The 24,649-nt window shown below is 45.2% G+C and carries 21 protein-coding genes; 7 read left to right on the forward strand and 14 right to left on the reverse strand.

Going from position 1 to position 24,649, the window contains the following annotated elements:
- Window positions 1–168: 168 nt before the first annotated feature.
- Both HFM85_RS04580 and HFM85_RS04585 read left to right on the forward strand, forming a co-directional pair.
- On the forward strand, window positions 169–1,101 hold the full coding sequence (locus HFM85_RS04580; protein WP_173737371.1) for a diacylglycerol/lipid kinase family protein: 933 nt from the start codon (window positions 169–171) through the stop codon (window positions 1,099–1,101).
- An 84-nt stretch (window positions 1,102–1,185) separates the two neighbouring features.
- Window positions 1,186–1,887, forward strand: coding sequence for a phosphatase PAP2 family protein (locus HFM85_RS04585; RefSeq protein WP_173737372.1), 702 nt, complete (start codon window positions 1,186–1,188; stop codon window positions 1,885–1,887).
- Window positions 1,888–1,927: 40 nt separating this feature from the next.
- Here HFM85_RS04585 and HFM85_RS04590 read toward each other — a convergent pair whose 3' ends face one another.
- Genes HFM85_RS04590 through sfsA form a run of 3 tightly spaced genes read right to left on the reverse strand, consistent with a single transcriptional unit; the run spans window position 1,928 to window position 4,737 of the window.
- A complete protein-coding gene (locus HFM85_RS04590; RefSeq protein ID WP_173737373.1) occupies window positions 1,928–2,944 on the reverse strand; it encodes a glycosyltransferase family 2 protein in 1,017 nt (338 codons plus the stop codon).
- A complete protein-coding gene (mutY, locus tag HFM85_RS16205) occupies window positions 2,941–3,996 on the reverse strand; it encodes an A/G-specific adenine glycosylase (protein ID WP_173757584.1) in 1,056 nt (351 codons plus the stop codon). The genes HFM85_RS04590 and mutY overlap by 4 nt, the downstream gene beginning before the upstream one ends.
- 45 nt (window positions 3,997–4,041) lie before the next feature.
- The gene (gene sfsA / locus HFM85_RS16210; RefSeq protein WP_173757583.1) at window positions 4,042–4,737 is read right to left on the reverse strand and encodes a DNA/RNA nuclease SfsA; all 696 of its coding nucleotides are present in this window, start codon (window positions 4,735–4,737) and stop codon (window positions 4,042–4,044) included.
- Window positions 4,738–4,877: 140 nt separating this feature from the next.
- Here sfsA and HFM85_RS04600 point away from each other — a divergent pair, with 140 nt between their 5' ends.
- On the forward strand, window positions 4,878–5,498 hold the full coding sequence (locus HFM85_RS04600) for an HAD family hydrolase (RefSeq protein WP_173737374.1): 621 nt from the start codon (window positions 4,878–4,880) through the stop codon (window positions 5,496–5,498).
- Between the two features lie 2 nt (window positions 5,499–5,500).
- Entirely contained in the window at window positions 5,501–6,859 is a 1,359-nt protein-coding gene (locus tag HFM85_RS04605; RefSeq protein WP_173737375.1) for an MATE family efflux transporter, read from the forward strand.
- Between the two features lie 98 nt (window positions 6,860–6,957).
- On the opposite strand, the gene HFM85_RS04610 is transcribed toward HFM85_RS04605, so the two are convergent.
- From HFM85_RS04610 to HFM85_RS04640, 7 genes are all read right to left on the reverse strand, one after another.
- Window positions 6,958–7,254, reverse strand: a complete 297-nt coding sequence (locus HFM85_RS04610) for a DUF3784 domain-containing protein (RefSeq protein WP_173737376.1) — start codon at window positions 7,252–7,254, stop codon at window positions 6,958–6,960.
- A gap of 77 nt (window positions 7,255–7,331) precedes the next feature.
- Window positions 7,332–8,960, reverse strand: coding sequence for a L,D-transpeptidase family protein (locus tag HFM85_RS04615; protein ID WP_243873815.1), 1,629 nt, complete (start codon window positions 8,958–8,960; stop codon window positions 7,332–7,334).
- A 130-nt stretch (window positions 8,961–9,090) separates the two neighbouring features.
- A complete protein-coding gene (locus HFM85_RS04620) occupies window positions 9,091–10,443 on the reverse strand; it encodes an MATE family efflux transporter (RefSeq protein ID WP_173737377.1) in 1,353 nt (450 codons plus the stop codon).
- Between the two features lie 196 nt (window positions 10,444–10,639).
- Entirely contained in the window at window positions 10,640–12,181 is a 1,542-nt protein-coding gene (gene gpmI / locus HFM85_RS04625) for a 2,3-bisphosphoglycerate-independent phosphoglycerate mutase (RefSeq protein ID WP_119239650.1), read from the reverse strand.
- Between the two features lie 217 nt (window positions 12,182–12,398).
- Complete coding sequence (locus HFM85_RS04630) at window positions 12,399–13,694, reverse strand: homoserine dehydrogenase (RefSeq protein WP_173737378.1); 1,296 nt, start codon at window positions 13,692–13,694, stop codon at window positions 12,399–12,401.
- Between the two features lie 54 nt (window positions 13,695–13,748).
- Window positions 13,749–14,867 (reverse strand): Mbeg1-like protein, encoded by a 1,119-nt coding sequence (locus HFM85_RS04635; protein WP_173737379.1) that lies wholly within the window; start codon window positions 14,865–14,867, stop codon window positions 13,749–13,751.
- A 79-nt stretch (window positions 14,868–14,946) separates the two neighbouring features.
- Window positions 14,947–15,168, reverse strand: a complete 222-nt coding sequence (locus tag HFM85_RS04640) for a hypothetical protein (protein ID WP_173737380.1) — start codon at window positions 15,166–15,168, stop codon at window positions 14,947–14,949.
- 101 nt (window positions 15,169–15,269) lie between these two features.
- Here HFM85_RS04640 and HFM85_RS04645 point away from each other — a divergent pair, with 101 nt between their 5' ends.
- Window positions 15,270–15,545, forward strand: a complete 276-nt coding sequence (locus HFM85_RS04645; protein WP_173737381.1) for a helix-turn-helix domain-containing protein — start codon at window positions 15,270–15,272, stop codon at window positions 15,543–15,545.
- Window positions 15,546–15,654: 109 nt separating this feature from the next.
- Here HFM85_RS04645 and tpiA read toward each other — a convergent pair whose 3' ends face one another.
- The 3 genes from tpiA to gap all read right to left on the reverse strand — a co-directional run bounded on the left by tpiA (window position 15,655) and on the right by gap (window position 18,850).
- Complete coding sequence (tpiA, locus tag HFM85_RS04650) at window positions 15,655–16,404, reverse strand: triose-phosphate isomerase (RefSeq protein WP_021977259.1); 750 nt, start codon at window positions 16,402–16,404, stop codon at window positions 15,655–15,657.
- 44 nt (window positions 16,405–16,448) lie between these two features.
- On the reverse strand, window positions 16,449–17,645 hold the full coding sequence (locus tag HFM85_RS04655) for a phosphoglycerate kinase (RefSeq protein WP_118169292.1): 1,197 nt from the start codon (window positions 17,643–17,645) through the stop codon (window positions 16,449–16,451).
- Between the two features lie 185 nt (window positions 17,646–17,830).
- The gene (gene gap / locus HFM85_RS04660; protein WP_021652276.1) at window positions 17,831–18,850 is read right to left on the reverse strand and encodes a type I glyceraldehyde-3-phosphate dehydrogenase; all 1,020 of its coding nucleotides are present in this window, start codon (window positions 18,848–18,850) and stop codon (window positions 17,831–17,833) included.
- A gap of 300 nt (window positions 18,851–19,150) precedes the next feature.
- On the opposite strand from gap, the gene HFM85_RS04665 reads away from it, so the two are divergent.
- On the forward strand, window positions 19,151–19,969 hold the full coding sequence (locus HFM85_RS04665) for a histidinol-phosphatase HisJ family protein (RefSeq protein WP_173737382.1): 819 nt from the start codon (window positions 19,151–19,153) through the stop codon (window positions 19,967–19,969).
- A 50-nt stretch (window positions 19,970–20,019) separates the two neighbouring features.
- Window positions 20,020–21,984, forward strand: a complete 1,965-nt coding sequence (locus HFM85_RS04670) for an alpha-amylase family glycosyl hydrolase (RefSeq protein WP_173737383.1) — start codon at window positions 20,020–20,022, stop codon at window positions 21,982–21,984.
- Window positions 21,985–22,062: 78 nt separating this feature from the next.
- Here the strand turns inward: HFM85_RS04670 and HFM85_RS04675 are convergent, their stop codons facing one another.
- Entirely contained in the window at window positions 22,063–24,648 is a 2,586-nt protein-coding gene (locus HFM85_RS04675) for an HAD-IC family P-type ATPase (RefSeq protein WP_173737384.1), read from the reverse strand.
- Window position 24,649: the final 1 nt, after the last annotated feature.

Genomic DNA, 24,649 nt, shown 5'->3' on the forward strand with positions numbered 1-24,649 from the left:
CCGAATCTTTTTTCTTTCACTGTTTCCCAGTATAATTTTTCTTGGTAAAATCCATGCGTGGAAAATCGTTAAATTTATGTAAAATATAGAATTCTTTAAGAATTTTTAATTTGTAAAACGCTGTCTTCAATGTTATGATAAAGCTGACAGCAGTTTGGAGGTTTTCATATGTATTCTTTTATTGTGAATCCCAATTCAAGATCGGGCCAGGGACGTGAGATCTGGAACCATCTTCGCAGCATCATGGAGAGTCAGGGGATTTCATATCAGTATTATCTCACAGAGTATGTGGGACACGCTACAGAATTTGCACGTAAGATCAGCGCGTCAGGAACTCCGGATGAGCCGGCGACACTGGTCACTGTTGGCGGTGACGGAACTATTTACGAGGTTCTGACAGGAATTGAAGATCTGGACAGTGTGATCTTCGGCTTCATCCCTACTGGTTCAGGCAATGATTTCTGCCGGAGCATGGGGCTTCCCAGGAACCCTGAAGAAGCACTTCGCATCATATTAAATAAAAGACGTATTGTTTCCATGGATGTTCCGAAGATCCAGCTTGGGCCGCATGCCTACCGTTTCGGCATCAGTGCAGGAATGGGTTATGATGCAGCAATATGCCAGGAAGTACTTATCACCCCTGGCAAAAAATTTCTCAACCGTCTTCATCTTGGGAAACTTACCTACCTCATGGTGGCACTGAAACAGTTTCTATTCCTCACTCCTTTTACAGTCACAGTACAGACAGATACGGAGGGCGAACGGATATTCCCGAAAACATGGTTTGCGACTGCAATGAACCAGAAATACGAAGGAGGCGGTTTTAAATTCTGTCCTGATGCCAGACCGGATGACGGACTTCTGGATGTGATCGTTCTTTCAGGCATTTCCAGGTTCAAGATGCTTTTCTGTCTGCCCAGTGCACTCTGGGGCGGACATACGAAGATCAAAGGCGTACATATTTTAAAGTGCAGGGATGTACATATTACAAGTGACTATCCTCTTCCTGTGCATAAAGACGGAGAATCCGGCGGAATCCAGCGTGAATTTTCTGTGTCAATCGAAAAGAAACCTTTAAAAATCATAATGCCTGTGTTATAGTAGCAGGTGGATACTTAACAAACCGGAGCGTAAACAATCCGACTAATGAGCTACACCCGGCCATACTTCAAGAAAGGAAGCGTTATGTTGAGTAAGATAAAAAAATACAGGCACGGTTTTGTGATCCTCAGTTATTTTATCGTATATCTTATCCTGTTTAATTATCTGGAACAGCGACCTGTACATTCCTACCACATTGTACATACTGTTTTTGACGATATGATTCCGTTCTGTGAGATCTTTATTATACCGTACCTTCTGTGGTTTCCGTACGTGATACTTACAGTTGCCTATTTTCTGTTTTTAAATAAAAATAAAAGAGAATATTTCCAGCTGATCTTCAACCTGATGATGGGCATGACAGTTTTTCTGGTAGTTTCTTATATTTACCCGAATATCCAGCATCTCCGTCCGGCTGTATTCCCCCGGAATAATATTTTCACCCAGCTGGTGGCAGGTATCTATAAAACAGATACACCGACCAATATCCTGCCAAGTATTCATGTATTCAACTCACTTGCAGTTTATTTCGCCATCCGCCACTGCCAGGCATTAAAGAATAAGAAGTGGATCCAGATAGGATCTCTGATCCTGTCCACTCTCATTGTTCTTTCAACCATGTTCATCAAACAGCATTCTGTAATTGATGTATGTCTTGGAACAACACTGGCACTGTTCGGACACCTTCTCTTCTATCCGCAGAGAGTAGAAGAATATGATGAGCAGCGTGCCATGAGCCATATTCATAAGAAGAACCGGAAACAGAACCTGGAACAGAATTTATAAAAAAGCAGCCCTGAAATTCCGGGGCTGCTTTTTTTTATTCCTAGTTAAATCCATAGAACTTCTGGCAGATCTTATATGCTGCCACGAACATCTTCCTTCCACCTCTTCCCGGAAGGTTGGATACTCTTCCGAAAAGACTTCTTCTCAGTTTCCTGTAAAGTCCCATATTCTGGTCTTTAATGTAATCCTGAAGTTCCTGTCTCTTTTCCAGACATTCCTCTGTGCCGGCTCTTACCAGCATAATAGAAGAAACTGTTGTAATAATATCCAGATAACTGAACATGTACATGCGAAGCCTGCGGTTGCTTACACTGGCTTTCAGATATGCATCTACCATCAGCTTGTTTACACGTATCTGCTGATCGATTCTCTTGATCATGACCTTCTCATTGACAGACTGATCATCTCTTCCGATAAAATATCTGTAGAAGTTCACATCCAGATAATAAAGATTCTTCACATACGGAAGAGGTTCAAAAGCAAACAGGTTATCTACATAAAATGTATGCTTCGGAAGCTCCATTCCACAATCGTGGAGAAGTTTCGTTCTGTAGATCATGGAGTGCATCAGAAGGTACTGACCTTTTTTCATATGGCGCACTTCGTCCCATCCAAAAATCTGATTCGTCGGGAAACAGTGTCTGTACTGCATGACTTTCTTGCGGGTCGCTCCCTGTTTCTCATAGACAAAATTGCTGATCAGAAGATCTACTGTTTCCGCTCCACGTGTCAGCTCATAAAGAGTCTTAAGGATCTCATAATATGCATCCTGATTTACCCAGTCATCACTGTCAACAACCTTGAAATAGAGACCTGTGGCATTACGGATTCCGGTATTTACCGCCTGTCCGTGTCCTCCGTTCTCCTGATGGATTGCCTTGACAATGGTCGGATATTTTGCTGCATAATCGTCTGCGATCTCAGCGGTACGGTCACTGGAGCCGTCATCTACGATGATGATCTCCACTTCCTCTCCTCCGATCAGCAGGGAATTGATACATTTTGACATATAAGCCTCTGAATTATAGCATGGAATTGCTACGCTCAAAAGTTTCATGAGTGTTCCTCCTTCATGTATTTCGTGTATGCGCTAAACGCAGATGGAATTGCATATTTTCTGTCGGATTCTTTTTTATCTACAAAAAGAAACTCCTGATGTCCGGCCTCTTCCAGAGATGCCACTGCAATACGGTAAGCACACATTCTCCATTCAATATGGGAAAAAACATGCCTGGCATCCGGCAATTGTTCAATACGGAGAGGCTCCAGACCAATATTTTTTACCTGTGTGAGAGCTTCCTTCTGTGTCAGGTGGCCTTCTACATTCGGAATTTCGTAAAGTCCTGCCAGAAGCCCCTCCGGCGGCCGTCTGCGGATCGCGGTGGCTGCGCCATCCTGTATTACAAGCACTGTTCTGTTCTCTATTTTTCTGGCTTTCTTAGGTGCTTTTACGGGAAGTTCCTCCACTGTTCCATGTTTCCTTGCCAGACAGAATCTGCCAAGCGGGCATTCTTCACATTTTGCTTTTCCGTTCGGCACACAGACTACTGCACCGATCTCCATCATAGCCTGGTTGAAATCTCCCGGCCTGTCCTCTGGCATGATCTCTTTCAGCTGTTCTTCCACAGATTTCCGGACAGACTGCTTCATGATATTTTCCCTGCTCTCTGTAAGTCTTGAATATACACGGAGAACATTGCCGTCCACTGCCGGAACTTTGTGTCCGTATGCAATGGAAGAAATAGCTCCTGCTGTGTATCTTCCTATTCCTTTTAACGAAAGCAGCGTCTCAAAATCTTCAGGTATCTTTCCATTGTATTCTTCCATTACCCGGATAGCCGCTTTCTGCATATTGCGGACCCTGCTGTAATAGCCAAGCCCTTCCCAGAGTTTGACAATGCGTTCCTCCGGTGCTGCTGCAAGACTTGCCACATCCGGCAGTTCCCGGATAAAACGCTGGAAATATGGTTTCACAGCTTCTACTCTTGTCTGCTGGAGCATGATTTCCGATACCCAGGTATAATAGGCATTGTTCTTATCACGCCATGGAAGGGTTCTTTTATTTTTATCGTACCATTCCAGAAGAAGCTGCGCAATATTTTCACACATGTGTGTTACCCTCCATTCCCGCTTCTGTTACTGTTCATTCCGTTCTCAATAACCCGCTTCTTCCAGTTTCACCGGTACAGGGCTGCAGATTTCCATGGAATCTTCTGTGATGGTACAGTCATAAGCCAGAATGTGAACACCTGCATCTGCTGCTTTCCTCAGAGTTTCACCGAATTCCGGATGTGTTTCCCAATTTGGTTCAAAATATCTCACATCCTTCATCTGGATCACCAGGAGAAGATAGGCTTCATATCCATCTTTCACTGCATGGATCAGTTCTTCCAGATGCCTGACCCCGCGGGCTGTCGGTGCGTCTGGAAAGCGGACAATATTTTTTTCTTCCAGGGTAACTCCCTTTACCTCAATAAATGCCTTCCGTTCCGGCGATTCCACGTAAAGATCGAACCTGGAATTCCCGTAAGTCTTCTCTCTCTGTACAGTAATTTCTTCCGGAAAAAGATTTCCGGCTGCTGTCCATTCTTCTGCTGCCTTATTGGGGGCCTGGGAATCCATATTGATCCAGCGGCCGGCTTTATTTACACAGATCAGATCATATTTCGTCTTTCTGGCAGGATTATCACTTTTCTCCAGGATGACTTCTGCATCCGGAACAAGAAGTTCTCTGCACCTGCCGGTGTTCTTTACATGGACTGTCTCAAGTTTATCACCTACCTTAACATGGGCGATAAAACGGTTAGGACGATCTTTAAAAATACCTCTGACCGTATTTCTGTATTTCATATTATTTACCTCGCATTTTCTACTATAACACAAAATCCTTAAAAAGACAGTTGCTTTTTCATCTTTTCTCTTATAAAATTATTTTGTATTGCCTTTGATACAATATAGAATATTTATACTTTTATTGGGAGGTTACTTTAATGGACAGCATCATTTTTGACGTTGACGGCACACTCTGGGATTCCACGGAGATCGTGGCGGAGGCCTGGAATGACTATCTTACAAATACGGAACACATGGATACAGACGTAAGTTCCAGACGTCTGATGGGACTTTTCGGACAGCTGCTTCCGGACATTGCGAAAGCACTTTTCCCGAAATTGCCGGAATCTGAGCAGCTTCGTATCATTGACGGCTGCTGCCAGGCTGAGCACGAGGCTCTGCTTCGAAAATGCGCGCCTTTGTATCCGCAGCTTGAAGAAACACTGAAAAATCTTTCTGCACGTTTTCCGCTTTTTATTGTCAGCAACTGTCAGGCAGGATATATCGAAGTATTTCTGCAGGCAACCGGATTCGGCCACTACTTCAAAGGTCATCTCTGCCCTGGTGATACAGGCATGGCCAAGGCCGAAAACATCATGAAGATCCGTGATGACTTTGACTTAAAAGATCCTGTATATGTGGGTGATACACTTGGAGATTTCAATGCCTGCCGCAAGGCGGATATTCCTTTTATCTTCGCAGAATATGGTTTCGGAGAAGTGGAAGCTCCTGACTACCGTATCTCTTCCCCGGCAGATCTTGTGGAGCTTTGCAGATAATCATGAAAAAAACGAAATCTATTGACCTTACTTCCGGCCCGATCCTCAAGACCCTTGCTGAGCTGGCCCTGCCCATCATGGCTTCCTCTCTTCTGGGAACAGCCTATAACATCACAGACATGGCCTGGATTGGCCTTCTGGGTTCCAAAGCTGTTGCTGGTGTTGGTGTGGGCGGCATGTATGTCTGGCTTTCCCAGGGACTTGTAGCACTTCCACGAATGGGCGGACAGGTAAACACCGCACAGGCCTGCGGCCGGAAAGATTACGATGAGGCCCGTTCCTATGCAGCCAGTGCTCTGCAGATCACTGTTTTCTTCGGGCTTCTTTTTGCAGCTGTCTGTCTTGTGTTTCTTGATCCGCTGATCGGATTTTTTAATCTGACAGATGCTGAAACTTATACGGCAGCCGGCTCCTACATGAAGCTTACCTGCGGGCTGATCATTTTTTCCTTCCTGAATCTGACACTGACCGGACTTTTTACAGCCCAGGGTGACTCCAGCTCTCCTCTTATGGCCAATCTTCTTGGTCTTGTGGGAAATATGATCCTTGACCCGCTTCTGATCCTTGGCGTAGGACCTTTTCCAAGGATGGAAACAACCGGTGCTGCTGTTGCCACTGTAACTGCACAGATCCTTGTTTTCGCAGTTCTGGTATTCCGGATCCTTACTTCCAGGATGGAACCGAATATTCTCCGTGAAGTGCATCTTTTTTCACGTTATTCCGGAAAATTTTATAAAAATATCTTCCGGATCGGTTTTCCAACTGCTGTACAGAGTATGATCTACTGCATGATCTCCATGGTGCTTACACGAATGGTTTCTGGTTTTGGTGCTGCTGCCATTGCCACTCAGCGTGTTGGTGGCCAGATTGAATCTGTTTCCTGGAATACTGCGGACGGTTTTGCTTCTGCCCTGAATGCTTTTACAGCTCAGAACTACGGTGCAAAAAAACATGACCGTATCCGGCATGGATACCGGATCTCCTTTGGTATTCTCGCTATATGGGGACTGATCATAACAGCTGTGTTTGTATTCCTTCCGAAGCCCATCGCAGGACTGTTTTTCCATGATAAGGAGTCCCTGTCAATTGCAGTGAATTATTTGATCATCATCGGTTTCAGTGAAGCGTTTATGGCCATTGAGCTGATGACCATCGGTGCCCTCTCAGGTCTTGGAATGACCAAGCTTTGCAGTATTATCAGTATCGTACTTACAGGGGCAAGGATTCCGCTGGCTATGATCCTCAGTTTCGCAGGAATGGGACTTGACGGTATCTGGTGGGCACTTTCCCTCACTTCTATTGTGAAGGGTATTGTATTTACACTGACGTTCCGGCATACCAGCCGCACCAGATTGCAGTAAACATCGTATCAAAAAAACGCTCTCTATATTTCCTGTGTTATATAATAATCATATAACAGTATGGGAATATAAACAGAGCGTTTTTTATATCTCAGATATTATCTTCGGCATTTCGTTTTAAGCAGAAACAGAAATACTGCCAGTATCACAAACAGTACCACAACATAAACGATCTTTGCTGTGACAGATGTTGTAAAAGCATCGATTCCTGTTGCAATTCCAATAAGAAGCATACAGATTCCGGAAACTTTTTCCATTTTTTTCTCATCGTATTTCCTGGCTCTGGCCTGGGTGTTGCCGCCTTTCATGAACATGGCTCCGTGTCCTGTGAGCAGCATAATGCCGATCACTGCCGCAGCTATGGCAAGTATATAGCTGAATGTCTCATCCATCATAATTCTTTTTCCTCCTGATAAATAACAGGAGCCCTCACCGGATTACCGGCTGGCTCCTGTCTGATTTGTTCTTATTATTAATAGAAACAGATGATCGGAACATCATACTGGATGATGTTGTAAAGCTCTCCGGCCTTGTCCGGAGGCATGTTGATACATCCGTGTGAACCGCCTGTAAGATATCTGTCTCCGCCAAAATACGGCTGCCAGTCTGCATCATGGAATCCGATTCCTCCATTGAACGGCATCCAGTATGTTACCGGCTGCTCATAGGAATAAGTTCCGTCTGCTTTCTTGGTACCGCGGAGCACATCCGGACTCTTCTTATAGTACAGCGTGAAGATTCCAGGAGGAGTTTTTCTCTCAGGATCACTTGCAAGTCCGGATACAATGTCGGACTCAAAGATCACATTTCCGTCCTGATAATACCACATATACTGTTCTGTAAGATCCACTTCTATATAAGTGTTACCGAAATCGTTGACTCCGTAAGCATTGGCGCGCATGGAATATACAGGCTCTCTCGTTGTCTGGGTACCGGACTGGATCTCCTGGGTAAGCTGTGCAACCTCACCATCCTGGTCGATCTTCCAGCCATATGCAGAACCGGATACCGATACGGTTCTTCCGCTTGTTGTCTGGAACTGTCTCTCAGTTCCAACTGTATCATGGCTTGCCGCAAGCTGAGCGACATAATCCACAATATGCTGTTTAAACGACGCATCATCCTGAATCAGCTGACCCTTTTCATCAAACTGCAGCCAGTCCTTGATGGTGGTTCCGTCCAGCGTTACTGTCTCATCACCAAATATATAGGTAATACTTGCTTTCGCAAAATTGTTATAAGCGTCCACAGTAGCCTGAAGATCTGCACTGTTACTGGTGATATCCGCTGTAACATAGGCATCCGGATTACTTGCAAGATCTACCTCATTTTCATCATTGCTGATGGCCTCGCTGATCATCTGGTAGGCTTCCTTTACCTTAAGTTCGCTTCCCTCTGTCTCCGGAACAATGGTAAACTCCGAATCATTGAAGCTTACATAAGCGTTCTCCGGTGCTACCTGGTTCTCTTTCTGTGCACAGTTCAGTGCCTTCACCTGTGTTTCCAGCTTCGTCTTATCATACGATGTCTGTTCCTGGGCTGTATAAGTTGTTTTTTCGAAAAAGCCTTTCACCCATGTGTATGGTTTCTGGGTTTTTAAAAGCTTCAGGATCTCACCGCTTGATACATACTTGTAATCAATATCGGATCCGTCAATGGCCTGCGCATCCTGATCTCTCGCTTTTATCTCAATGGAATAGCCTGCCATCTTAGCGGCGATTTCCTGCTCAACCTCGTAAGCTGTTTTATTCGAACTGTCGATTCCGTTGATTGTTGTCCCTTCAAAAAAGTGATTGGTGTAATAATAAGACACCCCGGCATAAGCACAGCCGGCCGCTACAAGAACCATGGCAGCGATCAGTCCCGTTACCTTAAGTCCTTTATGCTTCTTCTTTTCCGGGAGAACGATGGGGTCAAATTCAGATTCATCGATGGGCACGTATGATATCTTACGCGGTCTGGCTGACTTCGATGGCCTTGCTGATCTCTGTCCGCTGCTTCTGTCGTTCTCAGTCCGGAGCTCCCCTGCTGTATCACTGACGATCTGTGCCATGGCATCGTTGATCTTGTCTTCGATATCCTTCCTCTCCTCGTTATTCATATTTATATTCCACCTCTATGTTTATGTGTCCCCAAAACCGGACACTTCTCCATTGATATTTTCTGGTTTTGTTACCAGCTTTTTCATTATAACATACTTTCCGGAATTTGCATCTCATTTCATTGTTTTTTTACAACTTATTTGTACCGTATAATTTCCGGGACATATCCTTCATAACATAAAAATACATCACCCAGAGAAGGGCTGAAGCAAAAATCCATGCTACAGGACTGGCAAGGCAGGTTCCGATATAGCTGCTTTTTCCTGCTGCGATCATAGCTGTGATTCCTCTTCCTGCAAGTTCTGCAACACCTGCCATCATCGGAAGCAGTCCGTATCCCATTCCCTGGATTCCGTTTCTCAGTACATTTACAAAATAAAGCGGGATAAAAAACAGTGCAACGCATTTCACATAAGTATCAACCATAGGAAGTACTTCTGCGATATTATCCGAAATAAACAGATATGCGAAATATTTTCCTGCAAAAAACAGGAACATTCCGACTACCACACTGTACACACAGCCAATAAGATGGGACGCACGGAATCCCTGACGCACCCGTTCCAGCTTACCTGCTCCGATATTCTGTGCATTATAGGTTGCACTTGCTGTTCCCTGTGCCACGAATGCCTGGCTGAAAATCTGCTCGATCTTACTTCCTGCTGTAAACGCTGCCACAGCATAAGAACCAAGCATATTTAATGCAGACTGTACCATCATGGTTCCGATCGCTGTGATAGAATACTGAAGTCCCATTGGGATTCCCACACCAATCTGTTTTCCTGCAAGGCTTTTTCTGAAATACCAGTCTTCTTTTTTCATGTGGAGTTCCGGAACGTATTTCCAGATGTACAGAAGACAGAGGACTCCGGATACTCCCTGTGAGATTACGGTAGCCCACGCTGCTCCAGGTGCTCCCATCTTAAACACAACGATAAACACAAGATCCAGCACGATATTCAGCATTGCTGACAGAATCAGAAAATAAAGCGGTACTTTGCTGTTTCCAAGCGCACGTAAGATGCTGGCCAGAATATTATATAAGGCCTGGGCAAAAATCCCCCCGCAGATGATCATAACATAAGCATACGCGTCTTTAAAGATATCATCCGGCGTATGCATAAATTTCAAAAGTGCATGCATCCCTGTCATGCTGACAGCTGTCATCACAGCGGAGATCACCGCTGTCAGGATCAGTGCATTTCCTACTGTCTGACGCATTTCGTCCATCTTTCCCGCACCGTATTTCTGTGCTGTCAGTACAGTAAAACCTGCTGTCAGCCCAAGCAGAAATCCGATGATCAGAAAAATGATCGTTCCTGTGGAACCAACCGCTGCCAGTGCTTTTGTTCCCACAAACTTTCCTACTACTACAGCATCTACCATGTTGTAGAACTGCTGGAACACATTACCTATGAACACCGGAATAGTAAATCCCAGCAGCACTTTCATCGGCTTTCCCTGTGTCATGTCTGTTTTCATTTAATGTCTTCTCCCCCTGATAAAAATACTCAAAACTTACCAACATTTATGTATCAGAGGGATTATAGTTGAAATGGGATTATTTTACAAGATGGTTTTTAAAATTTTTTTCATATGTCCAACAAATATAAACAACTGCAAAAAAAGCCCTGCGGATCTGAAACGACCCGCAAGGCTTTTCATAAAAAATGCTTATTTATTTCTCAACAAGAAGAGATTCTCCTGTCATTTCCTTCGGCTGCTCCATTCCCATAAGCTGGATCAGAGTCGGAACGATGTCTGCAAGGCATCCGTTCTCGCGAAGTGTGTATTTCGGATCTGCGTTTACAAGGATAAACGGAACCGGATTGGTTGTATGAGCTGTCCATGGCTCACCTGTCTCATAGTTTACAAGCTGCTCTGCGTTACCGTGGTCAGCGCAGATGAAGAGCTGTCCGTCAACCTCTTTGATCGCCTCTACAGCTTTTCCAACGCACTCGTCAACTGTCTCAACAGCCTTGATCGCAGCTGCCTCAACACCTGTATGGCCAACCATATCCGGGTTTGCAAAGTTGATGATGATCACATCATATTTTTCAGATTTGATCGCCTCAACAAGTTTCTCACAGACTTCCGGTGCACTCATCTCCGGCTGCATATCGTATGTCGGAACCTTCGGGGATTTCACAAGGATTCTGTCCTCTCCCTTGTTCGGCTCCTCAACACCGCCATTGAAGAAGAATGTTACGTGTGCATATTTCTCTGTCTCAGCAATACGAGCCTGTGTCATATCATGAGCTGCAAGGTACTCACCGAATGTATTGTGAAGAAGAACTTTGTGGAATGCTACCTGTTTGTTCTGGATCGTATCATCATACTCTGTAAAGCATACGAAGGTAGTATCCAGTCTTTTAGCTCTCTCAAAGCCCTTGAAATCATCATCACAGAAAGCTCTTGTGATCTCTCTAGCACGGTCAGGACGGAAGTTAAAGAATACAACGGAATCCTTATCAGAAATTGTTGCAACCGGTTTGCCATCTTTCTCGATAACTGTCGGAAGAACAAACTCATCTGTCTTGTCATCATCGTAGGAAGCCTGAACTGCAGCTGCAGCGTCTGTTCCTTTTACGCCTTCACCCTGTGTAAGAGCCTTGTATGCAAGCTCTACACGATCCCAGCGGTTATCACGATCCATTGCATAGTAACGTCCGGAGATCACTCCGATCTCACCAACGCCGATCTCTTTCATCTTGGCTTCCAGCTGCTCTACGAATTCCTTACCTGATGCAGGCGGTGTGTCACGACCGTCCAGGAAGCAGTGTACGTAAACCTTCTTAAGTCCTTCTCTCTTAGCCATCTCAAGAAGTCCATAGAGATGTGTATTGTGGCTGTGTACACCACCATCAGAAAGAAGTCCCATGAAATGGATTGCGGAATCATTCTCTTTCGCATTCTTCATTGCTGCAAGAAGTGCTTCGTTCTTGAAGAAATCGCCGTCCTGGATCTCTTTTGTAATTCTTGTAAGCTCCTGGTATACGATGCGGCCTGCACCCATGTTCATATGACCTACCTCGGAGTTACCCATCTGTCCATCCGGAAGGCCTACTGCAAGTCCGCTTGCATTGCCTTTTACAAACGGATAATCTTTCATCAGTCCGTCCATAACCGGTGTCTTGGCCTCGTATACAGCATTTCCGTCATGTCTGTCATTCAGTCCATAACCATCAAGGATCATTAATACGGTTGGTTTTTTGCTCATAATTTTCCCCTTCTTATCTTTGATCGAAAATCTGCCGCCCACATTTCGCCGGGATCGTTCCTGCTTTCTGTGTCTGACAGAATTCTTTTGTTTTCCATTTTATATAGTACCAAAATCCAGGAATTTTGCAACGTTTTCTTTGATAAAAATTTATCCTGATACAAATTCCTCAAAACCGGATCTGCAAATTTCTGCGCTGATTTCCGTGGGAATTTTTTTAATTCTCATATACACGGATCATGGAAGAAATCTTTCTTACAGACGGGCTGTTCTCCAGCTCTTCCTTAACCTTGAAGAAAGCTCCCTCGCTTACCAGCTTGGTGATCACAACAACCTCTGCTGTATCCGGTCTCTTGCTCTCTTTCTGCATGATCTGTGCAACACTTGCCTGATATTTGGCAAAATACTCCAGAATCTCGGCAAGTACACCGCAGCGGTCCTCTACCTGAAGGCGGAGGAAGTAACGGTTATGAGTGTCTGCCATCTCTTTCACCGGAAGAGTCTTATAACAGGTGCAGCCTACACGTCCGCAGCAGTCTGCCTTCATATTGCGGACTACCTCAAATACATCACCCACAACAGCACTTGCTGTAGGAAACTCACCTGCTCCACGTCCGTAGAACATGGTATCTCCAACTGCATCACCGCGTACAAAAACAGCATTGTAGGAATCATTTACAGAAGCAAGCGGATGTTCTGCCGGAATCAGCATCGGGCATACATAAGCCTCAACACCGTCCTCCTGACAGCGCGCAACACCCAGCAGCTTGATCTCGCAGCCCATCTCCTTAGCATAACGGATATCTTTGGCTGTGATCCTGGTAATTCCTTCTATATGAACATTATCCAGAGTGATTCTGGAATTAAAAGCAACGGAAGCAAGAATCGCAACCTTTCTTCCTGCATCGATACCTTCGATATCTGCCGTAGGATCTGCCTCTGCATATCCAAGTTCTGTCGCAAGGGCAAGGGCATCAGAAAATTCCATACCCTCCTGGGACATCTTTGTGAGGATAAAGTTTGTGGTTCCGTTTACGATTCCCATAACTTCCGTCACATGGTTGGCCTCAAGGCTGTTCTTCAGCGGACTGATGATCGGAATTCCGCCGGCAACTGCTGCCTCGAATAAAAAGTCTTTCTGCGCCTCCCCTGCTGTCTCCAGGATCTCTTTTCCATGAACTGCAATCAGATCCTTGTTAGCTGTTACTACATTCTTTCCTGCTCTCAATGCGGAAAGGATATATGTGCGTGCAGGCTCAATACCACCGATCAGTTCGATCACGATATCAATAGAAGGATCTCCTGCAATATCATCCCAGTTCGTTGTAAGAATAGACGGATCTTCTACTTTCTTAACTGCTTTTTCAAGGTTGCGCACCAGGATCTTTGTGATCTTTACCTGACATCCAAGCTTGGCTGTCATTTCCTGCTCCTGGTTCCTGATGACTTTATATACGCCTGTTCCTACTGTTCCCAGGCCAAGGAGGGCCGCATTTACGACTTTTTCGCTCATTTTCTGATGTCCCCTTTCATTTTTTTCCATTTTTTATCAGAGTTATCTCATATGTTATGGCAGAAAACGTTTTTTGTCAAGCTCCGGCATCGGAAGAAGCTCCAGCCAGCTTGCAAAAAGTCCTGTGATCAGCTCCTGTACCATGGCTTTGGATTCCGGTTCCAGTTTATCCAGACGCCATGCCATGGCAGCCAGACTTTTCACTCCTCCGTCCAGGATCTGCTGGATCGTCTCCGCCCCGGTGGCCTCAAGCACGGAAAAAAGCTCCGTAATCAGATGGGCTCTCTGCTCCTCATTCATGCCATCAATCCATTTATGAAGTCTCAGATCCATTGTCTCTGCTTTTCTGGTCAAACCTTCTTTTCTTATAAAAGAAGTTCCCATGATCTCCCAGGTAAAAGCATCGTGCTGCAGAATCCCTTTCTGCGTACTGCCTATGATCACCGGTTCTTTCTGGTGGGTAAGCAGCATACCGATCACAGATGCTTCCGGTATGATCCTCGTTACTTTTTTCAGGATCTTTTCTGTATCTCTTACATAAAAAAATCCTTCCGGGAATCCGGGTCCGTCATTATCATAAACTGTCAGGATCTTCTCCTGTATCTCTTCCTCACACTGCAGTGCAGCATACATGGCCAGATTTCCGCCTTTGGAATGACCGCCGATACGCAGCATGGACTGGATGTACCTGCCTTCTTTTTCCAGATATTCCAGCGCACGCTTATGGGATGGAACGATCCCGTTGCTGAGATTGAAATCTTCCTTCCATCCGGTAATGGTATCATCCGTGCCTCTGAATGAAATATAGACAGTTCCGTCTGGCAGTTCTATTGTCACAGCTGCAAACTGCTGTATCTCGCTTGACAGGATCTCATTGACAAAACCACCCACCCTGCATTTCCGATATCTGTCGGACCTGGCCATTTTTCTTAAGAGCTCTGGTATATTCTTCAGGAACGTGGTCTGGGCTTTAATTTTTTCGTCCTTTTTTTCTGCAAAAAAGTTCTCTGAAAGCTCCTCCAGATAAAGAGTATTTCCATCCTGTATCCCGCGGATACCATCCAGTTCAAGATAGGAAAAGCATGCCAGTATCAGATTGTCCACTTCATTAAACGATGCCTGTTCAAAAGTAATATCTCCTCTCCAGTCCAGATAATCCAGAATATTTCCCATAAAAACCTCCATAGATCAATCTATTATCTGCTTCCCATGGTTACAGCCTTACTCTTTATTATAATACCATAAATCCGGATCATTTCCCCTGTTCATCAAGTTTTTTCCTGAGATATCGAATGTAATACAGGCATCCACAGGCAAAACCCGGCATCAGAACAGCAAGACCTGCTGCTGATACAAGATAGATCACCTTTCCATTTCCCCCTGTTGGTGCTCCGGCCACAAAACAGTAAAACATAGTAGCTGAAAAATAGAGCGTGATTACCACAGAAAAAAGTCTTCTTAAAAATTTCTTCATTGTCTCTCCTCTCTATAGTGTCTCTATAAGGACACTGTTGTAATTCCAATTTTACATTCATAATAAGTTTAATTCAAGGACGAATCGGACAGGATACACATATGATAAAATATGACAGATTTTGGGTGACTATGAAGGAACGCGGAATTTCCCAGTATGATCTCTATGAACATTATGAGATTACACGTTCACTTCTGGACAGACTAAGGAAAAATAAGAATATTGAGATTTTTACAATAGACAGGCTGTGCTCCATCTTTCACTGTAATATTGAAGATATTGTGGAACACATTCCTGATCCTGGTGAAAATACTGAAAATACAGATGAGCTCGAGAAAAAAAGTACTTCTCCTGAAAATAATAAAAACTCTCTCTGAAATTAACGGCGTTATGATGGCATGATCTGCACCGGTTGATTTCAGAGGGAGTTTTTGTTTAAAAAAGAAGGGGCCAAAGCCCCCTCTTCAGAGTTGATCTTAGTAGATCTTATTTGTAGTTTACGATCTTTCCGAAATCCGGTTTCAGGGAAGCGCCACCTACAAGACCGCCATCGATGTCAGCCTGAGCGAATAAGTCAGGAGCTGTTGCAGCGTTTACAGATCCGCCGTACTGGATACGGATCTCTGCTGCTGTAGCATCATCATAGATCTCAGCGATGCATTTACGGATATCAGCGCAAACTTCCTGAGCCTGCTCTGTTGTAGCTGTCTTACCTGTTCCGATAGCCCAGATCGGCTCGTAAGCGATAACTGCTGTCTTAGCCTGATCAGCTGTAACACCCTGGAATCCAACCTTAACCTGCTGACGGATGAAGTCCATTGTTACGCCCTGCTCTCTCTGAGTAAGTGTCTCACCACAGCACATGATCGGTGTGATGCCATGCTCGAAAGCTTTGAGCATTTTTTTGTTAACGTCCTCGTTTGTCTCACCGAAGTACTCTCTTCTCTCGGAGTGTCCAAGTACAACGTACTTAACGCCTGCATCTACGAGCATAGCCGGAGCGATCTCACCTGTGTAAGCACCTTTCTCCTCGAAGTACATGTTCTCAGCACCAACCTGGATGTTAGAACCTTTAGCTGCCTCAACAACAGGGATGATGTCGATAGCCGGTACGCAGAATACTACGTCAACTTCATCGTTAACAACAAGCGGTTTTAAAGTCTCAACAAGCTTTACAGCCTCGCTTGGTGTCATGTTCATTTTCCAGTTTCCAGCAATAATTTTCTTTCTTGCCATTGTTTTTATCTCCTTTTCGTGTTCGCGGAACACTTTATTTTTTATCAGTCTTTATCGTTAGCTGCTGCTACGCCCGGAAGCTCTTTGCCCTCAAGGAACTCAAGAGAAGCACCGCCACCTGTGGAGATGTGTGTCATCTTGTCGCCATATCCAAGGATATTTACAGCTGCTGCGGAATCACCACCACCGATGATGGTTGTTGCGTCTGTATCAGCAAGAGCTTTTGCAACTGCCTCTGTACCATGTGCGAAGTTCGGCATCTCGAAGCATCCCATCGGTCCGTTCCATACAACTGTCTTGGCATCTTTAACAGCGTCTGCAAAGATCTTCTCTGTCTCAGGTCCGATATCCATTCCTTCCCATCCGTCCGGAATCTCACCGCGTTTTACAACCTGGATATTGCAGTCGTTGGAGAAGTCATCACCGATTCTGTTATCTACAGGAAGAAGAAGTTTCACACCTTTCTCCTCTGCTTTCTTCATCATGTCAAGTGCATACTGAAGGTAATCATCCTCGCAGAGGGATCTTCCGATATGTCCACCCATAGCTTTGGAGAATGTGTAAGACATTCCACCACCGATGATCAGTGTATCTACCTTGTCAAGAAGGTTGTTGATAACGGAAATCTTGCTGGAAACCTTAGCTCCGCCAAGGATTGCAACGAATGGTCTCTCCGGATTGTTTACAGCGTTTCCAAGGAATGCGATCTCTTTCTCCATCAGATATCCTACAACTGCTGTCTTCACATATTTGGTAACACCTACATTGGAGCAGTGAGCTCTGTGAGCTGTTCCAAATGCATCGTTTACAAATACGTCGCAAAGGGAAGCAAGCTCTTCGCTGAACTTATCCTCGTTCTTTGTCTCTTCTGCACGATAACGTGTGTTCTCAAGAAGAACTACGTCGCCGTCTTTCATTGCTGCTACAGCAGCCTTTGCGTTCGGTCCTACTACCTCAGGATCTGCTGCAAATTTTACTTCCTGTCCAAGAAGCTCGGAAAGGCGAACAGCTACCGGTGCAAGAGAAAGCTCCGGTTTCGGCTCTCCCTTCGGTTTTCCAAGGTGGGAGCAGAGGATAACCTTTCCACCGTCTGCGATCAGTTTCTTGATTGTCGGAAGAGCAGCTACAAGACGGTTCTCATCTGTGATCTTTCCGTCCTGAAGCGGAACGTTGAAATCACATCTTACAAGTACTCTCTGTCCTTTTACATTGATATCGTCAACACTTTTTTTGTTCAGCATCTCTATATCTCCTTAACTTTTATTTCTGCAAAAGCAGATCAATAAGGGCGAGCGATATTGTTGTCCGCTCTGTTAACAGTCATTCCTCAGACATTTTTTTGTTTGGTCTTTTGGAAAAAAAGGGCCCGGTCCTCTTCAGACCGGACCCTTTCTGAGTCTATTCTTCTACACCCGTTCGCAGAAAATTAAGCGTTCAGAAGTTTTCCGAAGTGCTTGATTGTACGAACCATCTGGCTTGTGTAGGAGTTCTCGTTGTCATACCAGGAAACTACCTGAACCTCTGTTGTGCCATTCTCAAGTGGAAGTACCATTGTCTGAGTAGCATCGAAGAGGGAACCAAATCTCATACCAACGATATCGCTGGATACGATCTCATCCTCGTTGTATCCGAAGGACTCATTGGAAGCTGCTTTCATAGCTGCGTTGATCTGCTCTTTAGTAACGTTTCCTTCAACTACTGCTGTAAGGATTGTTGTAGAACCTGTTGGGGTAGGTACACGCTGTGCAGAACCGATAAGTTTGCCGTTAAGCTCTGGGATAACAAGTCCGATAGCTTTAGCAGCACCTGTGCTGTTCGGAACGATGTTAACTGCAGCTGCACGGGATCTTCTCAGATCGCCTTTTCTCTGCGGTCCGTCAAGTGTCATCTGATCGCCTGTGTAAGCGTGGATTGTGCACATGATACCGGATTTGATCGGTGCAAGATCGTTAAGAGCCTTAGCCATTGGTGCAAGGCAGTTTGTTGTACAGGAAGCTGCGGAGATGATCTTGTCCTCGTTTGTAAGACCCTGATGGTTTACGTTGTAAACGATTGTCTTAAGGTCGTTTCCAGCCGGAGCGGAAATAACTACGTGCTTAGCACCTGCATCGATATGAGCCTGAGCTTTGTCTTTAGATGTGTAGAAACCTGTGCACTCAAGAACTACGTCTACACCGATCTCTCCCCATGGAAGCTCTGCAGCGTTAGCCTTAGCATAGATTTTGATCTCTTTTCCGTCTACTGTGATGGAATCCTCGCCTGCTGTTACTTTATCAGCAAGAGCATATCTTCCCTGTGTAGAATCATATTTTAATAAGTGAGCAAGCATCTTAGGAGATGTAAGATCGTTGATTGCTACGATCTCAAATCCTTCTGCTCCAAACATCTGACGGAATGCAAGACGACCGATACGTCCAAAACCATTAATTGCAACTTTTACTGCCATGATAAATTCCTCCTATGAATTGAATGGTGATTTAAATCGTTCCTTTGTTAAAGAAACATCAACCTGTCTCATATTGTACCTAATTCCAAACAAAAATTCAAGAGCTATTTATAAAAAAGCACATTAAAATAAATATTAAGAAAATTTATGAAAAATGTGTTATAATTCTGTGATAGAAAGTTCTGTCCTGTTAAGTACCAAAACGGATATCCTTAATCCCACCAGTAACTTATCCGGCTGCGCAACAGACAGATAAAAACATTGTCACAGAATATAAAGACTTGAATATGGAGGTAAAACATGGACCAGAAAATTTTATGGGACTGCCATATGCACTCCTCTTTTTCCTCAGATTCCGATACTCCTATGGAAGAGATGATCCAGACTGCCGTAGAACAGGGGCTTAAGGGAATCTGTTTTACTGAACATTTTGATCCGGATTATCCTGATACTCCGGAGGATCTTGATTTTTCGCTGGATATCCCGGCATACCGACAGAAGCTTGAGAGTCTTGCAGATGCTTTTAAAGACCAGATCAATGTTAACTTCGGGATCGAGCTTGGGCTTCAGCCTCATCTTGCAGAATCTTTTTCCGGACTTCTGAAAGAAGTTCCTTTTGATTTCGTTATTGGTTCCTCTCACGTGGTGCATGGATATGATCCTTATTATCCTTCTTATTTTGCGGGTCGTAAGGAATCTGCCTGCTATATGGAATATTTCGAATCCATCCTGGAAAATATCGCTGTTTTTGACGAAATGGATGTATACGGACATATTGACTATGTAGTACGCTATGGTCCGAATCAGAACCGACAGTATTCTTATGGCCGGTACAAGGAGATCCTGGATGAGATCCTGCGTACGCTGATCCGAAAGAATGTGGGGATTGAGCTTAACACAGGCGGTTATCACTACGGGCTTGGAGAGCCGAATCCCTGCGTCAATATCATACGCCGTTACCGCGAGCTTGGCGGTGAGATCATTACGATCGGGGCTGATGCACATACTCCGGATAAGATCGGTTATGCCTTTAACAAAGCAGTTGAGGTTCTCCGTGAATGTGGATTTTCCTATTATACTGTGTTTAAAAACCGCCAGCCGGTTTTCCATAAGCTGTAGATTTTACTTATTATACTGATACTAATTCATTAAGGAGGAATATTTAATATATGTCAACAAAAAGACTCCAGAAAAAGAAAGCTGCCATGCAGGCAAAGAAAGAAAAGCAGCTGAAAAAGAATACCGCTGCTGCCGGTACCAGTGCCAGTGCTGTTAACTCTGTTGAAAATGCTAAAGTTGAGACAGAAAAAATTGAGACTGTGAAGAAAGAGCCTCTTAAGGTTGAGACTTCTAAGACTGAACCGCTCAAAGTCGAGACTTCCAAAACTGAGCCAATTAAAGTCGAGACTTCCAAGACTGAGCCAATTAAAGTCGAGACTTCCAAAACTGAGCCGGCAAAAGTAACTACTTCCAAAACGGAACCTCTGAAAGTTGAGACTTCCAAAGAGGACACTGCCTACGATGCTCTCTACGAGAAGCGTCTGAACCGCTACTACAATGATCTGAAATGGCTCTACTGCGAGCTGTTCCGCGATCATCCTGAGGTTGCCGGCACATTCTCAAGCCTTACAAAAAAAATGAAAGAGATCTACCGCGAGCGTTCTCTTTCCATGAAAGAAGCTGACCAGGCCTGCGCACAAAATCCTGACTGGTTCCGCAAAACCACTTTCACAGGAATGGCTGTAAACCCTGCTGATTTCGCAGATACCCTTTCCGGACTATCCAATAAACTGGACTATGTCAGCGAATGCAAGGCAGACACTCTGTACCTGACAGATCTTTTTCAGGCAACCTCCAACTGCTCTCTTCGCATTATCCCGGAAATCGGAACTTCCGAAGATCTGCACACCCTTGCAGCTAACTGCCAGAAAGCAGACATCCGCCTGGCCCTTGAGATCCCGTTAAGCCTTTCTGTGGATGATCCGCAGTCCGGTTCGCCATGTGTACTCCAGACTCCGGCATTCTTTAATGCAATGCTTCTCCAGATCCTGGAGCTTGCAAATGTGGGAGCTTCTGTTTTCAGCCTCGGTGTCCTTCCAATGCTGAACACCGAAGATCTCTGGAAGCTTCACTCCCTGCTTCGCATGACACGTATGGTCTGCGAGATCGTATGCCCGGGAGTTCTTCTTCTCGGAGAAACCGACCGTACTCCTGCCGAGGCAGCTGCATTTGGGGGAACCTCTGATATGCCGGAACTTCACATTGTAAACAGCACACAGCTGATGTCCGATATCTGGCACACCGTTGCCACAAAGGATACTTCTCTTCTTCGCCATGGAATCGACAAAACTGCCGCTCTTTCCCAGGCACCGGTATTCCAGAACTACCTCCGCAACCGTAACACCGTACGCTGGAATCTGGACTACGATTTCCTGAAAGACAGCTTCATCACAGAAGGCCCTCACAGAGATTATCTGAATGAATTTCTCTCAGGTACCTTCCCGGATTCCTTTGCCCGGGGTGAAATCTACATAAATACGGAAACTGAAGAATCTGAGCTCTGCGGTACAACTGCATCTCTTGCAGGAATCGAACGTTTTGACTACGAAGGCAATGCAGACGGTGTCAGCCGCGGAATCCGCTACGATGTAACCCTTCATGCTCTCCTTCTTTCCCTCCCGGGAATCCCGGTACTTCGAAGCGGAGACGAGATCGGACAGCTCAATGACTACACCTACAAAACCGATTCGTCCAAAGCAGCTGATCCACGCTGGCTCCACAACGGCCACTTCAACTGGGTCCTGGCCCAGAACCGTGCTGACGCCGAAACCATCCAGGGACGCATTTTCAACAGTCTGGAGCAACTGGAAGCCATCCGGAACAGTCACTCCGTATTCGCCCCTGAAATCCCGTCCCACACCCTGGAAACCTGGGACAAAGCTCTTCTCGCGCTGGTAAGAGAAACTGAGCAGGAAAAACTGATCTGCCTCTACAACTTCAGCGACCAGGACAAAGTCGCCTGGATCAACGAACAGGACGGTACTTACACCGATCTCCTCACAGGCGTTCAGAGAGACGCACAGGCTGTAGAAATCCCGGCATTTGGATTTATCTGGCTCATGCGGACCAAGTAACTGATTTGGCTTTTTTCCCCACAACAAAAGGCACTGCCATTTTCTGCGCAGTGCCTTTTGTTCATTTTTTGTATTATTCTATTTTCTAAGTTTATCAATAAATATCGTAAATTTTCCCTGCTCCCCCTTATCCAGTGACCTGCTGTAAATATTCCTGAGCCAGTCTGTGATCACTTCGATAAGAATCGGCGAAAACGTCATAAGCAGAAATACCAAAATGATCATGCCAAACTCCAGTGAGCCCAGTGTCAGAAGATTCTGCAGAACAACCGCAGCCCCGAAAAAGATCACCTGCATACTGTAAATGATTACCTTTCGATAGCGGTTCAACGGCGCATATACTGTCTTTAACGCAGCCATATAGTTCCATCCTGTAACAAGGACACAGGCTGTATTCAGCATCAGATTAGAATGGTATACATTCTGACATACCAACATTACAGTAAATACACATCCTGTAATGGTAACTGCAGCCGGAAAGGCATTCATAAACACATGTCGCAGGAAAGTGTGGTCGATCTTCTCATAGTTATTCTCCTGAGCCAGAAGAAATGTAGGGATACCAACTGCACAGGCACTGATCAGTGACATCTGGATCGGCTCAAACGGATAGTAATCCCCGAAAAAAATCGTAATCAGTGACAGCAATACAGAAAAGATCGTCTTGATCAGGAACATGGAAGCTGCTGTCCGAATATTGTTGACAACACGGCGTCCTTGGTTTACAATCTCCGGCATTGCCGCAAAATTGGAATCCAGAAGAACCACATTTGCAATATTCTTGGCAGCATCACTTCCCTCTGCCATGGCAATACTACAGTCCGCTTCTTTGAGAGCCAGAACATCGTTCACACCATCACCGGTCATTGCAACTGTATGCTTCTGTGCCTGGAGGGATTTCACCATTGCCTGCTTCTGCTGCGGTGTTACACGGCCAAATACACTGTATGTGGCAACTGCCTCATCCATCTCTTCCTGAGTGGTTATGGTGGTAGCATCTACATACTGCTCTGCATTTTTCAGCCCTGCGCGCTTCGCAATAGCTGAAACTGTCACAGGATCGTCACCTGAAATCACTTTCAGGTCAACACCCTGACTTTCAAAATATGCCAGCGTATCCGGTGCCTCTGCACGGATCACATCTGTAAGAAGGAGAAGTCCTACAGGCTCAAGTCCTTCCGGGATTTCAGTGCCTTCATTTACATTCTCACTGTGGGCAACAACCAGAACACGAAGTCCTTCTTCTGCAAAACTGCCACAGTACTCCATCAGTTCAGGATTTCCCTCCGGGAAAAGAAACTGCGCAGCCCCCATCAGATACGTTCCTGCATCTTTAAAAGCAGCTCCACTATACTTCCTGTCAGAAGAGAACGGGATCACATGATCCAGCTCCATATCCTGAGCCACCTTAAATCTTGCACGAAGCGCATCTGCAGTAGCATTCTGGTCCTTCAGAACAGAAAGAAGATTTCCCATGATATGCTCGATCTCCCGGATCTTCACAGTATCTTCCTGTCTAGTTTTCTCTGCACCGGTTTCAGCCTCCTCCTGTGGTAAGAGAATCGAACTCCCATCCTCTTTTGCAATCGCTTCCGCGGCTGAAACTGCTGAAGCTTCAGAAGCAGCCGAACCCTCAGTCAGCTCAGAACTCTTAGTTCCATCGTTATTCCTTTCTCCAGACTCGGTCTTATTTCCTGATGCTTCATCAGAAATCTCCTCATACACCGGCGGATAGCTCTCCACTGAATCCACACACATGGTTCCCTCTGTGATGGTTCCTGTCTTATCCAGGCAGAGTGTATCCACACGTGCCAGAGTCTCAATACAGTAAAGCTCCTGCACAAGCGTCTTCTTCTGTGCCAGTTTCAGGGCACCAAGAGTCAGGGCCACGCTGGTCAGAAGAACAAGCCCTTCGGGGATCATTCCAAGAACTGCTGCCACCATATTGACTACAGAATCCCGGATACTGTCTCCCACAAAATAATACTGTTTATAAAAAAGCATCGCACCAAGGGGCACGATAATAATACTGATCACCTTAAGAATAGCGTTCAGTGAATTACGAAGCTCTGAGTTATGACGCTTGAATTCCTTCGCCTCACTGGTGATCCTGGAAGCATAATTATCGCTTCCTACATGAATGATCTGGCAGCAGGCCTGACCTGCAGTTACAAAACTTCCGGAAAAAAGCTCATCCCCCGGATTCTTCGGCAAGTTATCTGCCTCGCCGGTAAGCAGGGATTCATTTACTTCCAGATTTCCTTCCAGTATCTTCGCATCTGCCGGTACCTGTTCCCCGGCCTTGAGGAAGATCAGATCATCCACAACCAGCTTCTCTGTGGATATCTTCCATTTTTTTCCTTCACGCAGAACTACAGTCTTGGATTCTGTCAGGATCGCCAGCTTGTCGATGGTCTTCTTGGCACGGATCTCCTGAATAATTCCAATTACCGTATTAATAAAAATGATTCCTACAAACATGGAATTCTTGTAGGAACCAACCAGCAGTACGAGAACCAGCAGCACCAGGTTCAGAAAATTGAAGAATGTAAGTGTATTCTCCAGAATGATCTGCTTATAAGTCCTGGTGTTGGGGTTTTCGTTATTATTTACCTGGCCCTGCGCAATTCTCTCCTGAACTTCTTCGTTCGTAAGTCCTGTCATG

The organism is Blautia schinkii (genome assembly GCF_013304825.1).
Lineage (GTDB): Bacteria > Bacillota > Clostridia > Lachnospirales > Lachnospiraceae > Blautia_A > Blautia_A schinkii_B.